Origin of the sequence: Arthrobacter sp. BL-252-APC-1A, assembly GCF_009696625.1 — a bacterium.
Taxonomy (GTDB): domain Bacteria; phylum Actinomycetota; class Actinomycetes; order Actinomycetales; family Micrococcaceae; genus Arthrobacter_B.
On sequence record NZ_VULS01000010.1, the window covers coordinates 93,723 to 107,991 of the forward strand.

At 66.6% G+C, this 14,269-nt stretch carries 12 protein-coding genes, 1 tRNA gene and 1 riboswitch; of the genes, 10 read left to right on the forward strand and 3 right to left on the reverse strand.

Annotation, left to right across the window (positions count from 1 at the left end; translation table 11 throughout):
* Position 1 precedes the first annotated feature (1 nt).
* From FYJ28_RS14605 to FYJ28_RS14630, 6 genes are all read left to right on the forward strand, one after another.
* The gene (locus FYJ28_RS14605) at positions 2–2,506 is read left to right on the forward strand and encodes an ATP-binding protein (RefSeq protein ID WP_154579802.1); all 2,505 of its coding nucleotides are present in this window, start codon (positions 2–4) and stop codon (positions 2,504–2,506) included.
* Positions 2,503–3,177 carry a response regulator gene (locus FYJ28_RS14610; RefSeq protein WP_326831748.1) on the forward strand — a complete coding sequence of 225 codons (675 nt, stop codon included), beginning with the start codon at positions 2,503–2,505 and terminating at the stop codon, positions 3,175–3,177. Before FYJ28_RS14605 ends, FYJ28_RS14610 begins: the two co-directional genes overlap by 4 nt.
* A gap of 78 nt (positions 3,178–3,255) precedes the next feature.
* Entirely contained in the window at positions 3,256–3,738 is a 483-nt protein-coding gene (locus FYJ28_RS14615; RefSeq protein ID WP_055239863.1) for a MarR family winged helix-turn-helix transcriptional regulator, read from the forward strand.
* Positions 3,739–3,782: 44 nt separating this feature from the next.
* A riboswitch (TPP riboswitch) is annotated at positions 3,783–3,872 on the forward strand.
* Positions 3,864–4,673: a hydroxyethylthiazole kinase gene (gene thiM / locus FYJ28_RS14620; protein ID WP_154579803.1), complete on the forward strand. Its 810-nt coding sequence runs from the start codon at positions 3,864–3,866 to the stop codon at positions 4,671–4,673. It overlaps the preceding riboswitch by 9 nt.
* The gene (gene thiE, locus FYJ28_RS14625) at positions 4,670–5,359 is read left to right on the forward strand and encodes a thiamine phosphate synthase (RefSeq protein ID WP_154579804.1); all 690 of its coding nucleotides are present in this window, start codon (positions 4,670–4,672) and stop codon (positions 5,357–5,359) included. The genes thiM and thiE overlap by 4 nt, the downstream gene beginning before the upstream one ends.
* Complete coding sequence (locus FYJ28_RS14630) at positions 5,347–6,906, forward strand: bifunctional hydroxymethylpyrimidine kinase/phosphomethylpyrimidine kinase (protein WP_154579805.1); 1,560 nt, start codon at positions 5,347–5,349, stop codon at positions 6,904–6,906. The genes thiE and FYJ28_RS14630 overlap by 13 nt, the downstream gene beginning before the upstream one ends.
* On the opposite strand, the gene FYJ28_RS14635 is transcribed toward FYJ28_RS14630, so the two are convergent.
* The 3 genes from FYJ28_RS14635 to FYJ28_RS14645 form a co-directional block, all read right to left on the reverse strand.
* Positions 6,903–7,574, reverse strand: coding sequence for a DUF6766 family protein (locus tag FYJ28_RS14635; protein WP_326831749.1), 672 nt, complete (start codon positions 7,572–7,574; stop codon positions 6,903–6,905). The genes FYJ28_RS14630 and FYJ28_RS14635 overlap by 4 nt on opposite strands.
* 101 nt (positions 7,575–7,675) lie before the next feature.
* Entirely contained in the window at positions 7,676–8,062 is a 387-nt protein-coding gene (locus FYJ28_RS14640; protein WP_154579806.1) for a hypothetical protein, read from the reverse strand.
* A gap of 140 nt (positions 8,063–8,202) precedes the next feature.
* On the reverse strand, positions 8,203–8,832 hold the full coding sequence (locus tag FYJ28_RS14645; RefSeq protein ID WP_055239835.1) for a trimeric intracellular cation channel family protein: 630 nt from the start codon (positions 8,830–8,832) through the stop codon (positions 8,203–8,205).
* Between the two features lie 173 nt (positions 8,833–9,005).
* On the opposite strand from FYJ28_RS14645, the gene FYJ28_RS14650 reads away from it, so the two are divergent.
* The 4 genes from FYJ28_RS14650 (at position 9,006) to lhgO (ending at position 14,225) form a co-directional block, all read left to right on the forward strand.
* Positions 9,006–11,120, forward strand: a complete 2,115-nt coding sequence (locus tag FYJ28_RS14650) for a prolyl oligopeptidase family serine peptidase (RefSeq protein WP_154579807.1) — start codon at positions 9,006–9,008, stop codon at positions 11,118–11,120.
* A gap of 72 nt (positions 11,121–11,192) precedes the next feature.
* Positions 11,193–11,280, forward strand: a tRNA-Ser gene (locus FYJ28_RS14655).
* Between the two features lie 342 nt (positions 11,281–11,622).
* Entirely contained in the window at positions 11,623–12,981 is a 1,359-nt protein-coding gene (gene mgtE / locus FYJ28_RS14660; RefSeq protein ID WP_154579808.1) for a magnesium transporter, read from the forward strand.
* Positions 12,982–13,034: 53 nt separating this feature from the next.
* The gene (gene lhgO / locus FYJ28_RS14665) at positions 13,035–14,225 is read left to right on the forward strand and encodes an L-2-hydroxyglutarate oxidase (RefSeq protein WP_326831750.1); all 1,191 of its coding nucleotides are present in this window, start codon (positions 13,035–13,037) and stop codon (positions 14,223–14,225) included.
* Positions 14,226–14,269 lie beyond the last annotated feature (44 nt).

The following is a 14,269-nucleotide window of genomic DNA, read 5'->3' on the forward strand; positions in this document are numbered from 1 at the left end:
AATGAAACGAGGAGAGCTCCGGGTCTTCCTGGGCGCGGCCCCGGGGGTCGGGAAGACCTGCACAATGCTGGAGGAAGGCCACCGCCTGCGAAGCGAAGGGCGGGACGTGGTGGTGGCGCTGGTGGAAACGCACGGCCGGGAGGCCACCGCCGCAGCCGCCCGCGGTCTGGAAGAGGTGCCGCGGGTGACGCTGGAACACCGTGGACTCGAGCTGCAGGAGCTGGACCTGGACGCCGTGCTGGCCCGGTGCCCGGACTACGCCCTGGTGGACGAGCTGGCCCATACCAACGCACCCGGGCTGGCCCATTCCAAACGCTGGCAGGACGTGGAAGCACTTCTGGCCGCAGGTATTAATGTCCTGTCCACGGTGAACATCCAGCACATCGATTCGCTCAACGACGTGGTGGAAGGCATTACCGGAACCGTGCAGCGCGAAACGGTTCCGGATGATGTTCTCCGTGCAGCCGACCAGATTGAACTCGTGGACATTGCCCCGGAACTGCTGCGCGCCCGGCTGGCAGAGGGAATCATCTACCCGGCTGCCCGGATTGACGCTGCGCTGTCGAACTACTTCCGCGTCGGCAACCTCACCGCCCTTCGTGAACTGGCCCTGCTCTGGCTGGCCGATGAAGTGGACAGCGCGCTGAACCGGTATCGGAATGAAAAGGGCATCCGCAGCAAATGGGAGGCCCGCGAGCGCGTGGTGGTTGCGCTCACCGGCGGCCCGGAGGGACAGACCCTGCTCCGGCGCGGCGCACGGATTGCTGCACGGTCCGCGGGCGGAGAGCTGCTGGCGGTGCACGTAACCACCCCGGACGGGCTGCGGGAAAGCCATCCCGGTGAACTGGCCGTGCAGCGGGCGCTGGTGGAGAAGCTCGGCGGCACCTTCCATCAGGTAGTTGGTTCAGACATCCCCGGATCCCTGGTTGAATTCGCCCGGTCCGCCAACGCGACTCAGCTGGTCATCGGCGTCAGCCGCCGCCCCAGGCTGAAGGCGCTGTTCGGCGGACCAGGCATCGGCGCCACCGTCATCCGGCTCTCGGGGGACATTGACGTGCACATCGTTAATCACGGCGCCGCAGCAAGCCACCGGGGGCTTCCACGCCTGGGCGGTGCCCTCAGCCCCCGACGGCGGCTGGCCGGCTTTGGCCTGGCACTGGCCGGCGGGCCGCTGCTCACCTGGCTGCTGGTTGGCATCAGCACCCCGGAATCTATTACCAGCGATGTGCTGGCCTACCAGCTGCTGGTGATCCTCGTGGCGCTGGCAGGAGGCATCTGGCCGGCACTGTTCGCTGCACTGCTTTCCGGGGTGACCCTGGACTACTTCTTCATCCAGCCGCTCCATACAGTGACGGTTGCCGAGCCGCTGCACCTGTTTGCGCTGGTGCTTTATGCCGCCAACGCGATGCTGGTCAGTTTCGTGGTGGACCGTGCGGCACGGCGTTCCCGTTCTGCCCGCCGGGCGGCATCTGAATCCGACCTCCTGGCTGCCGTCGCAGGCAACGTCCTGCGCGGTGAGGACGCGGTGGAAGCGCTGGTGGGCCGGGTGCGGGAGGCCTTCAACCTCGACGCCGCCCGGTTGCGGACCGCTGATGCCGACCTCGCCGTGTCCGGCAGCATTCCGCCCGGATTGCCGGAACACCGGCTTGAGGTGGGCGAAGCGGTCCTGGAACTCTACGGCCGCAGTCCCGAGCCGGCTGACCTTCGCCTGCTCGAGGTTACTGCCGCTCAGCTGGCAGCCGCCCTGGATCACCGGACCCTGTCCGCCAAAGCCGAAGGCATCGGACCCCTGGCTGCCGCCGACCGGGTCCGTACAGCCCTGCTGGCGGCCGTGGGGCATGACCTGCGCCGTCCGCTGACTGCGGCCACTGCGGCTGTGACCAGCCTGCGCGCTGATGACGTGGACTGGAGCGAACAGGACCGCCAGGAACTGCTCGCCACTGCGGAGGAGTCGCTGAACGGCCTCTCTGAACTGGTGACAAGCCTCCTGGACGTCAGTCGGCTGCAGGCCGGAGCGCTGGCCGTCTCGCTCGCACCGCTGGAGACAGCGGACGCAGTGCTGCCCGCGCTTGAGGAACTGCGGCTCGGGCCAGGCGAGGTTGAGCTGGACCTGGCACCAGGCCTGCCTCCCGTGCTCGGGGATGCGGTCCTGCTTCAGCGGGTGCTGGTGAACGTCCTGGCAAACGCCGTCCGCTTCTCCCCGCCGGATGCCAAGGTGCTGCTCACCGCCAGCGAGTTCGGCGGGAGAGTTGAACTACGGGTCATAGACTGCGGACCGGGAATCTCCCCGGAACGCGGCGAAGATATGTTCGTACCCTTCCAGCGGCTGGGAGACACGGATAACGAAACCGGGCTGGGGCTGGGGCTGGCCGTCGCGAAGGGATTCATGGAAGGAATGGGCGGGACTGTGGAGATCGAGAAGACACCCGGCGGAGGACTGACCATGGTGCTCAGCCTGCCCGCCGCTGTCGCCTTCGGGCGCACTGAATCAGCGGCGGCACTGTGAGGATCCTGCTCGCCGACGACGACGTCCAGATCCTTCGTGCCCTGAAGATCACCCTGGCTGCGTACGGCTACGAGGTGGCGGTGGCCCAGGACGGCGAAGCAGCAGTGCGGCGGGCCGTGGACTCGCATCCCGACCTCCTGGTCCTGGATCTTGGAATGCCTGGGCTGAGCGGCATGGAAGTGATCGAAGCTGTACGCGGCTGGAGCACCATGCCAATCCTGGTGATTTCCGGGCGTTCGGATTCTGCGGAGAAGGTACGGGCACTGGACCTGGGCGCGGATGACTACGTCACCAAACCCTTCTCCGCCGAAGAGCTTCTGGCTCGTATCCGTGCCCTCAAACGCAGGACGGGTCCGGCTCAGGAGAGCCCCGCTGTCAGTTTCGGAAACGTCCGCGTAGATCTGGCAGCCCGCCGTGTCTCGCGGATCGGCGACGGCGGCGTGGTCCGGCTTACGCCAACCGAATGGCATCTGCTCGCTGCCCTGCTGCGGCAGCCCGGCCGCCTCGTCACGCAGGCGCAGCTGCTCACCGAGATCTGGGGACCGAAGACAACCGACGCCGGGTATCTCCGTCTATACATGGCACAGCTGCGCCGCAAGCTTGAGCCGGACCCTGCGCATCCCGTTCATTTCCTGACTGAGCACGGCATGGGCTACCGGTTCCAGCACTGAAGCGGGTTAGGTGCACACGCAGAACATATGCTCCCGAGAATATCTATGCCGCCACATGACGGGGTTACCATAAAACCCATGACTATAGGCAGTACGACGATTACCCCCGGCGCCCTGGGCTGGGATCTCTCCATACTGGCCGGCTGTTACCAGTCCCGTGTAGAAGCAGCCCTGGAAGGTGCGGCAGGTGGACTGCGCGGCTTCCAGGTACTCTCCACAGTCGTGCGCCTCGATCCCCCGAACCAGCAGGCCCTGGGCGCCCATCTTGGCATCGACCGTACTGTGCTGACCTACTTGATCGACGCACTCGCGGAAGCCGGGGACGTAGAACGCATCCCCGATCCTGCGGACCGCCGGGCCCGCAAAGTGGTCGCTACCAAGGCCGGCCGCGCACGCCTGGCGTCCTGCGAGGAACGGGTTGCCGCTGCCGAGGCGGACTTCCTCGCCGGGCTTGAGCCCTCCGAATCGGAGCTGCTCCGCGTCCTTCTGCACCGGCTGGCCAGCCAGGCCCACCAGCCGGCGTCGGGCCTAAATCCCTGCGCGGCCATGGACGACGCCTAGTCCGTCCCGGCTGGCCATTTGCCCGCTGACTTCGTAGAGTCAGCTGTAGTGACACGGGGTGCCGCAAGGCTGAGATGAGACCCGTCGAACCTGATCTAGTTAGAACTAGCGAAGGGATGTCGCCGATGACTATTGGCCTGACACCATTTTCTGTATCCACCCACCTTTCCCGCGTCCGCAGCGAGCCGCCGCTGGTGCAGTGCCTGACCAACACAGTGGTCACCAACTTCACCGCCAACGTGCTGCTGGCCCTGGGGGCAGCCCCGGCCATGACGGACATTCCGGGTGAAGCCGGACCTTTTGCCCGCATCGCGTCCGGGGTGCTGATCAATCTGGGCACCCCGCATGCCGAGCAGCGCATGGCCATGCTGGAGGCCGCCGCAGCTGCAAACGATGCCGGCACGCCGTGGGTCCTGGACCCCGTGGCTGTCGGCAGCCTCCCGGTCCGCACGGCGCTGGCCGCAGAGCTGCTGGCGATGCGTCCCACGGTGGTCCGGGCCAACGCTTCCGAGGTCATGGCCCTGGCCGGACTGGGCGCGGGCGGACGGGGCGTGGACGCCACCGACAATCCGGAGGATGCCCTTCCGGCAGCTGAACTCCTGGCGGCGAAACACGGCTGCGTCGTGGCGGTCTCCGGGCCCACTGACGTCATCACGGACGGTGAATCAACCCTGAGGATCAGCAATGGCAGCGCGCCGCTGACCAAGGTGACCGGCGGGGGCTGCGCCCTCGGCGCCGTGACGGCCGCGTTCCTCGCCGCCGCGGACGAAGGCGGCGACCTCACTGCCACGGCGGCAGCCACCGCCGCATACACAATCGCCGCGCAGCAGGCTGCAGCCGTGTCGGCAGGACCGGGGTCGTTTGCCCCGGCATTCATGGACGCCCTGGCGGCACTCTCCACCGAAGACATCGAGAACCTGCTGGTGGCGGCATGAGCGCCGGCGTGCAGTCCGAACTGCTCCGGCGGCCCCGGGCTCTGGCCAGGAACACCGGCATCTATCTGGTCACTGATGCGGCGCAGTGCGGGGACCGGGGCGTTGCCGCTGTTGCCGCAGCCGCCGTCGCCGGAGGGGTGCGCACCGTGCAGGTCCGGGAAAAGCACGCCTCCGCCGCGGAGTTCTACGCCCAGGTGCTGGCCGTCGCCGACGCCGTCGGTGACCGCGCCCTTGTGCTCGTCGATGACCGGGTGGACATTTACCTCGCCGCCCGGGCAGCCGGCGCCCGGGTGCACGGAGTCCACGTTGGCCAAAGCGACCTGCCCGTCGACTCCGTCCGCTCGCTGGTGGGCCCCGGCGCCGTCGTGGGCCTCACCGCCAACAGTCCCGCCCACCTCGACGCCGTGCGGGACCTGGCACCGGGAACGGTGGACTATCTCGGTGCCGGAGTCATCCATCCCACCAGCACCAAGCCGGATCATCCTGCCCCGCTGGGCGTGGACGGGTTCCGGTCCTTTGCTTCTGCGGCTCCGATACCGTGCGTGGCAATCGGCGGGATCGGACTGCACGACCTCCGGGATCTGCGGGCCGCCGGCGCGTCCGGCGCCGCCGTCGTTTCCGCCATCTGCACCGCCGCCGACCCGCGCCGCAGCGCCGAGGAACTGGTGGCGGCATGGGAGGGCTGAGCGGCCGGGACGTTCCGCGGATCCTGAGCATCGCCGGAACGGATCCCACGGGCGGAGCCGGAATCCAGGCCGACCTGAAGTCGATCGCCGCCAACGGCGGATACGGCATGGCCGTGGTCACGGCACTGGTTGCGCAGAACACTCACGGGGTCCGTGCCGTGCACACCCCGCCGGTCGACTTCCTCCGTGAACAGCTGGAAGCGGTGAGCGACGACGTGATTATCGATGCGGTGAAAATCGGCATGCTCGGCGGCGCCGAGGTTGCCCGGACGGTGGGTTCCTGGCTGGCGGTCGTCCGGCCCCCGGCGGTAGTGCTGGATCCGGTGATGGTGGCCAGCAGCGGTGACCGCCTGCTCAGCCCTGATGCCGAAGATGCCCTTCGCGCGCTGTTGCATCACGTGGACCTGGTGACGCCCAACCTGCCGGAGCTGGCTGCCCTGCTGAAAGTCGAACCGGCTCAGGACTGGGGGAAGGCGTTGGAGCAGGGACGCCGCCTCGCCGGCACCTATGACACGGCCGTGCTGGTCAAGGGTGGGCACCTGGCTGGAACCACGGCACCGGATGCGCTGGTAATGCCCGACGGCGAGCGCGGATTCACGATTTCAGAGTTCAGTTCCGTGCGCGTCAATACCAAGAACACCCATGGCACCGGCTGCTCGCTCTCTGCCGCGCTGGCTGCCCTGTTCGCCCGGACCGGGAACTGGGCACACGCGCTGGAGGGCGCGAAAGCCTGGCTGCAGGAAGCCCTCGAAACCGCGGATTTGCTGGAGGTGGGAACCGGGCACGGCCCGGTGAACCACTTTGCCGGGCTCTGGCAGAGGGGACTCGCTCCGCTGCCTACGCCGACAGGATCCGATGTTCCACCGGCTGGCGTCCACACTGCTGAGCTCTGGTCCCGAACCGCCGACATTCGGGAGAGAATCGCAGGGCTGGACTTCGTCCGCGGTCTCGGCGACGGGACCCTGGATTCGGCAGTCTTTGGCAGATATCTCGCCCAGGATGCGATCTACCTGCGGGGATATGCCCGCGCCCTGGCACGCGCCAGTGAACTGGCACCCACGCTCCAGGAACAGCTGTTCTGGGCGGAGAGTGCCAGCGGGGCCCTGGAAGCTGAACTCGACCTGCACCGGAATTGGCTGCATGCCAACGCCGGTCCGGGCGGCGTCCCCGTCACCCGGGACGTTCCGGCGGATCCCGCCGCGGGGCTTGCTGCCGGACCGGTAACCCGCGGCTACCTGGACCACCTGCTGGGACCTGGCCGCCACCAGGATGACCGGCTTGAGTACGCCCGGCTGGTGGGCGCGGTGCTCCCCTGCTTCTGGGTTTATGCCGATGCCGGTGCGGAGCTCGCCGCCGGCAACCACCCGGCCCATCCCTACCGGGAGTGGCTGGACACCTATGCCGATCCGGCCTTTGCTGCGGCCACTGTCCGTGCCGTCGGGATCCTGGAGGGTGTGCTTGCCGGGAATGATGACCAGCGGCGGGCGGCCGAGGAAGCGTTCGCCCTGTCAGTGCAGTGGGAGCACGACTTCTTCGCGGCCGGCTAGCCCTCCACGTCCGTCTCGGTGTGGGCCGCACCGACCGGCTTGGACTCCGGGGACCCGCGCTGTCGCAGAAACACGGCAAGGATCACCATGGACGCGACAGCGAGGAACTCGGACTGCCAGTTCTGCAGCGTCCTCCCCCAAAATTCCGGCGACAGGACGTATTCACCCCAGGTCCCGGGATCCTGCAGGTTGGCGAGCTGCTCTTGCGCAAACGCACTGAAACCTGCCACTGACTGGGCGAACCATGACAACAGGAAGATCGCTCCCATAACAATGGCCAGGGAGTTCGAATACAGCCGGGTCCGCCAGCCGCCGGCACGTGCCCACGACGGCGAATCCGGGTTGGCATGCTCCCCCACCCGCTGGTCCTGGTCTGTTTCAAGGCCTTCCCGTCCGACTTTCTTCGACTCAGGGGAACCCTTCTGCACAAACCAGACAGCCGCAACGATCAGCAGCAGGAACTGCAGGAATTCTGACTGCCAGTTCTCAGCCACATCGACGGCAAAGCTGGACGTGGTGACGTACTGCCAGATACTGACATGTTCCAGTCCGGCGGCGGTCTGCTGTTCGTTGAACAGTGCCACATCTGCGAGCGCCTGACCGGCAAGTGAAAGCAGGAACAGCACGAAGAACACAATGAAAAGGCCGTTGTGCTTGAGTGTTTTCACCGGTGCAGCACCCCCACCGTGATCATGTAGGCAAGCCCGGCGGCGATAAAGGCCAGGCAAAGGATGAACGCCCACCGTGCGCGCATCTCAGTCTCCCTCGATCAGGCAGCTGTACGCCGCTCTCCCCGCGGCGTACAGCCGGCAGCCATGACTTTCCAGGTGCCGTTAGAGAGGGTCAGGAATACGGTGTCCGATTCGAACACCACCTGGGCGTTCCGCCCGAAGGCCTGGCTTGTAACCGGCGTCCCGGGAGAAGCGAGGGACACAGCACCGAGTTTGTCGGTGCAGGGCTGTTCCCCGCCGTCTTCCGCCTGCTGGCTGTCCTCGAGCGTGGCGGGGGCCAGCATGCTGCATGCCTGTCCGTATTCCCCTGACTGCACAGCGGCATGGAACTTTTCTGCAGCCTGCTCCGCGCCGGGAGGCCCGGAGCCCTCCCCGCTGCAGGCGGCAACGCCCAGCAGGAGCACCAGGCCGGGCGCAGCTTTCACCAGAGTACGAAACACGGATCCTCCCGCTTCTCGATTCCTGCAATTACCCTAGGCCACGGCGCTGCCGGCCTGCGACGGTCCGGGAAGATGGCGTGGCTGGCCGCCGTCGTCGTGGACTTCTCACCAGAGCAGAACCGAGGCTAGGACTCGTCAGCAACGGCAGCGGTGCGGCCTGCCAGCGGTATCCGCCAGCCGTATCGCAGCGAAAGGATCCGCAGGGTGAAGACCAGCCCCGCCACCGACATGCCCACAACCGCGTTATAGACGCCCAAGGCTGAGAAGAAGGACACCAGGCCAGCCCCAAGAAGGGCAGGGATGGCGTAGACGCCGTTGGGGTTGAACACCTGCGGTACTTCGTTGGCAACCACGTCGCGCAGCAGGCCTCCGCCCACCGCCGTCGTGACCCCCAGGAGGGCGGCAGACACGGGGGGCAGTCCGGCGGCGAGTGCAGTCTGTGTTCCGGTAACGCAGAAGAGAGCCAGGCCGGCGGCGTCGAAGACCAGCAGCGTGCGCCGGTAACGCTGGACTCCCAGCGCGTGGACAAAAACAAGCAGGGCGGCCAGCACAGGCGGGGCCAGGTACACCGGATTCGTGAAGGCCTGGGGGACGCCCTGTCCAATGATCAGGTCCCGCACCACTCCGCCGCCGAGTCCGACCAGGGATCCGAGCATCAGCGAGCCAACAATGTCGAAGTTTCGCCGGGCCGCCAGCAGGGATCCGGAGACCGCGAAGAAGAAGACCCCGGCCAGGTCAAGAATCAGCAGCGTCATGCCCGGACCTCGGAGCTGCGGCGCCGGCGGCTAACAAGAGACATGTGGGTCCTTTCTCGCACAGGGAACGGCATGGAGTCCATCATGCCCGCCGGAACGCCTGCAGGCGCGCAGGCCATTCAACCGTGGCGCCCGCGGAGACCTGTGTCACCATCCGCCCCTAGGATGGGCACATGAGTACCGCGAGCGCAGAAACCCCGCAGGACAGCGAAGACGAGTTCCTCTGGCTGGAGGACATCTACGGAGACAGGCAGCTGGACTGGGTCCGGGCCAGGAACTCCGAGACGGAAGCCCTGCTCTCCGCCACCGGCTTCGCCCGGACCGAAGAACGCCTGCTGGAAGTCCTTGACTCCACCGACCGGATTCCCATGGTCGTGAAACGCGGGGACTGGTACTACAACTTCTGGCGGGACGCCGAACACCCCAGGGGCATCTGGCGCCGTACCTCATGGGAGGGCTACACGGCTCCGGAAACTCAGTGGGAGACCCTTCTGGACCTCGATGCGCTGAGCGGTGAAGATGATACCGAGTGGGTCTGGGGCGGAGCACGCTTCCTTCGTCCGGAAGACGGTGTCTCCTACCGCCGCGCCCTCGTGATTCTCTCGCCCGACGGCGGGGATGCCTCCCGCTACCGGGAGTACGACGTCGTCGACCGCACCTTCGTGCCGGGCGGCTTCGACCTGCCCGTGGCGAAAACACAGGTTTCCTGGGCCGGCCCGGACACCCTCTATGTGGCCACGGATTACGGTCCCGGCAGCATGACTGCCTCCTCCTATCCGCGCACTGTCCGCGTCCTGCACCGCGGACAGGGACCCGTGGACGCCCAGCTGTACTTCGAGGTCCCCGAGGACCACATGATGGGCTATGTCCACCATGACCAGACGCCGGGGTTCGAGCGGGACCTGGCCGTGGACATCATCGACTTCTATGACAGCATCACCTACCTCCGGAAGGACGGGGAGTGGGCCCGGATCGATGTGCCGCTGGACGTGAACGTGGACCTGCACCGGCAGTGGCTGGTGATGCGCCCGCGCACCGACTGGCTGGTTGGCGAAACCCTGCACAAGGCCGGCTCCCTGCTCGCAGCGGACCTGGAGGACTTCCTGGCCGGCAGCCGGAACCTTCGCACGCTCTTCACCCCCGAGCCCACCGTGTCCCTGCAATCGTGGAGCTGGACCCGGGACTATCTGCTGCTGAACCTGCTGCGTGACGTCTCCTCCGAAATCCAGGTCCTGGACCCGGCTGCTGACTGGCAGGCCTCGGAACTCGACGCGTGCCCTCCCCTGCATTCCGTGGACGCCTACGCCGTGGACGACGAGGACGAGCATGCCGGCAACGACTACTGGCTGGTCAGCACCGGATTCACCACACCGTCCACACTCTCGCGCGGAACCCTCGGCCAGCCGGGGTCGCCGGCCTCCCCGGTCAAGGCATCGCCGTCGTTCTTCGATGCCTCCGACTGCACGGTTGAGCAGCACTTCGCTGTGTCGGAGGACGGCACCCGGGTGCCGTACTTCCAGGTGGGACACAAGGACATGGTGCTCGACGGCGGCAACCCCACGGTCCTCTCGGGTTACGGCGGGTTCGAACAGGCCCTCACCCCCGCCTACTCAGGCGTTGTTGGGCGCGGCTGGCTTGAGCGCAGCTACACCGACGACTCCGGAACCCTGCGCCGCGGTGTCTACGTGCTGGCCAACATCCGCGGCGGCGGAGAATACGGGCCGGACTGGCACCGCGCAGCACTGCAGCAGAACCGGCACCGGGCCTATGAGGACTTCGCGGCAGTTGCCCGGGACCTCACAGCACGGGGCGTCACCTCCCGCGAACACCTGGGCTGCACCGGCCGCAGCAACGGCGGCCTGCTGGTGGGCAACATGCTTACCCTCTATCCGGAGCTCTTCGGCGCCGTGTCCTGCGGTGTTCCGCTCCTGGACATGCGCCGGTACACCAAGCTCTCCGCGGGCGCGTCCTGGATTGCCGAATACGGAGACCCCGATGATCCGGAACAGTGGGAGTTCATCAAGACCTTCTCCCCGTACCACCTGCTGCGTGAAGGCGTGCAGTACCCGCCGGCGCTAATCTGGACCGCTACGAGCGATGACCGGGTGGGCCCGGTCCAGGCCCGCAAAATGGCGGCCCGGATGAAGGCACTGGGCGTGGACCGGGTCTGGTTCCACGAGGCACTCGAGGGCGGCCACGCGGGCGCTGCGGACAACCGCCAGTCCGCCCGCATGCACGCTATGTCCTACGAGTTCCTCTGGGAAGCGCTGACCGGCAGGTTGTCCTGAACCTGTTTTGCTGAAAGCACCCCGTTATGGGTAGTCTTGACAGGCTGGCAGCGTGAGTTTGCCAGGGCAATTGGAGACGTGCCAGAGCGGCCGAATGGGCTTCACTGCTAATGAAGTGTGGGCCTAAAGCCCACCGGGGGTTCAAATCCCCCCGTCTCCGCGTTGTGATGTTGAGACATCAAGGACACCCCGGTCTTCGGACCGGGGTGTTTCCATATCCGAGCTTTTCCTGAACCGCAGGAGGTGAACCGCACGCATGGACGACGGAAATAGTCGATCTCCGCAGCGCGCGGACCTCGCCAGCGTTTCAGGGAAGCTCTCCTGAACATCCGCCCCTAAGGGCCACGCCGGTTCCTCCCTGTTCGAAGGGAAACCAACCCCTGCTTCCCTAGCCGGCCCGGGTCCGCGCGGCTGCGGCATTTGCCAAAGCCCCACCACACCCGATCACTGCTCCGCGGTTCTTCCGCGCCGTTGCAGTGCGCCCACCGTAGGGAAGCGGATCATGATCAAGTCCCCCAATCTTTCATTCGACGCAACCGCCGAACTGCTGGATCATGCCCTCAGCAGCGGCAGCCTGACCGGGATTGCCCGGGTTCTCCAGCCACTGGACGTCTCCGAAACCCTGGAACAGCTCGAACGCCTCAATACCATTGACCGCGCGGTGGCGTACCGGACACTCTCGAAGGGGCGGGCCATGGAAGTTTTCGAGCGTTTCGACGCACCGGTCCAGGCAGACCTCCTGACCGGACTGAAGGATGCCCAGGTGGCGGAGGTCTTCACCGCGCTCAGCCCGGATGACCGGGTGGCGCTGCTGGATGAATTGCCGGCGGGAGTGGCCAACCGCCTGATTCTGGGGCTCAACGAGAAGGACCGGGCGCTCACCACCGCAGTCCTGGGGTACCCGCGCGGCGCAGTGGGCCGCTACATGAGCCCACAGTTCGTCACCACCAGCCCGGACAGGACGGCCGCCGAGTCCCTGGCCCGGGTCCGGTCACAGCTCGACGACGCGGAAAGCGTCTACACCATCCCCGTGACCGACGGCAGACGGCACCTGCTGGGCGTAGTTTCCCTCCGGGACCTGCTCCGCGCCGCGGACTCCGACCCGGTAGCGGACCTGATGAAGGCCCCGCTGTCAGTCCCCGCCACCCTGAACGCCGAAGAGGCTGCGCGGTACTGCGCTGATGCCAAGGTGCTGGTGCTGCCCGTGGTTGATTCCGAAAACCGGCTGGTCGGAATCCTCACGGTGGATGACGCCCTCCGGATCCTGGAATCGGCCGAAAGCGAGGACTCCGCACGTTCGGGCGGGACTGAGCCCCTGCGGCGGCCTTACCTGGCGACTCCAGTCCGGGCCATTGTGCGCGCCCGTGTCGTGTGGTTGCTGGTCCTGGCCCTCGGAGCCACCCTCACCGTCCAGGTAATGGATACCTTTGAAGCCACCCTGGCCGAGCAGGTGGCGTTGTCACTGTTCATTCCTCTGCTGATCGGCACCGGAGGCAATACCGGAAACCAGGCCGCCACCACCATCACCAGGGCACTCGCCCTGGGAGACGTGCGGCCGCGGGACGTTGCCAAGGTCGTTGCGCGCGAGGTCCGAGTGGGTGCGGTGCTTGGCTTACTGCTCGGCGGGCTGGGGTTCGCCGTAACGTCCGTTATCTTCACCGTGCCGCTGGGCACCGTGGTGGGCCTGACCCTGCTGGGCGTGTGCACCATGGCCGCCGCTGCCGGAGGGCTCATGCCGCTTCTGGGTAGGGCCCTGAAAGTCGATCCGGCCGTGTTTTCCAACCCGTTCATTTCCACTTTCGTCGACGCCACGGGGCTGATCATCTACTTCCTCATCGCGTCCGCAGTGCTGGGCATTTAGCCCACCCTCTACACTCTCCACAGGACAGGCAGCGGGGAAGCAGTCATTTGAACGTGAACCGGTTCGCCGTTATTGGCGGAGGCATCGTGGGAATCGCCGTGGCCCGGGCACTGGCCCTGCGCGGTCTGGGAGAAGTCACTGTCTTCGAGAAGGAAGCCCGGCTGGCCGCCCATCAGACCGGCCACAATTCCGGAGTTGTCCACGCCGGTCTGTACTACAGGCCCGGTTCGCTGAAGGCACAGCTCTGCGCCGAGGGCAGGCAGCGCATCCGGGACTACTGCCTGGAGAAATCCCTGCCCTACCGTGAGGTGGGCAAGCTCGTGGTGGCCGTGGATGAGGCGGACCTGCCGGCCCTGGCGGACATCGAGTCGCGTTCCCTCGCCAGCGGCGTTCCCGGGCTCGCCAGGATTGATGACCCGGCGAAGCTGCGCGAAATCGAGCCCCATGTGGCAGGCGTTGCTGCCGTTCATTCCCCGCACACCGCCGTCGTGGATTACGCAGCGATTACCGAAGCCATGGCGCAGGACGTGCGTGCCTCCGGCGGCACCATCCTGCTGGGACAGGAAGTGACCGGACTCCGCATGGAAGGCGCCCGGGTCCGCGTTCAAACAGCGGTCTCCGAGCAGGGCTTCGACCATGTGATCGCCTGTGCAGGCCTGCAGTCCGACGTCGTGGCAAGGCTGGCCGGCGCCGATCCTTCACCCAAAATCCTGCCGTTCCGCGGCGAATACTGGGAGCTCAGCCCCAAAAGGAACCACCTTGTCAACGGCATGATCTATCCGGTCCCTGATCCGGCCTTCCCCTTTCTGGGCGTGCATTTCACCCGCGGGGTCTATGACGACGTGCATGTGGGCCCCAACGCAGTTCCTGCCCTGGCCCGCGAGGGCTACAGCTGGGGCAAAGTCTCCGTCCGCGACACCCTCGAGTCGCTGCGCTGGCCCGGCGCGCTTCCACTGGCGAAGCGCTACTGGAAGATGGGCCTCGACTCCGTGGGTGAATCACTGCTGAAACCCGTCTACTTCTCCCGCGCCCGCCGGTTCATTCCGGAGCTGAAACCCTCCGACCTCACTGCCAAGACTGCCGCCGGGGTCCGCGCCCAGGCGTGGGGACGGGACGGATCACTTCTGGATGACTTCGCCGTAGACCAGAACGGGCCGGTCACGCTGCTGCGCAACGCCCCCTCACCTGCCGCGACGTCGTCCCTCGCAATCGCTGACTATCTGATCGACAACTATCTGACTTAGGCAGCCCGCTCTTCCGCTGCCCGGCCATCGCCCTGTTCCAGCCC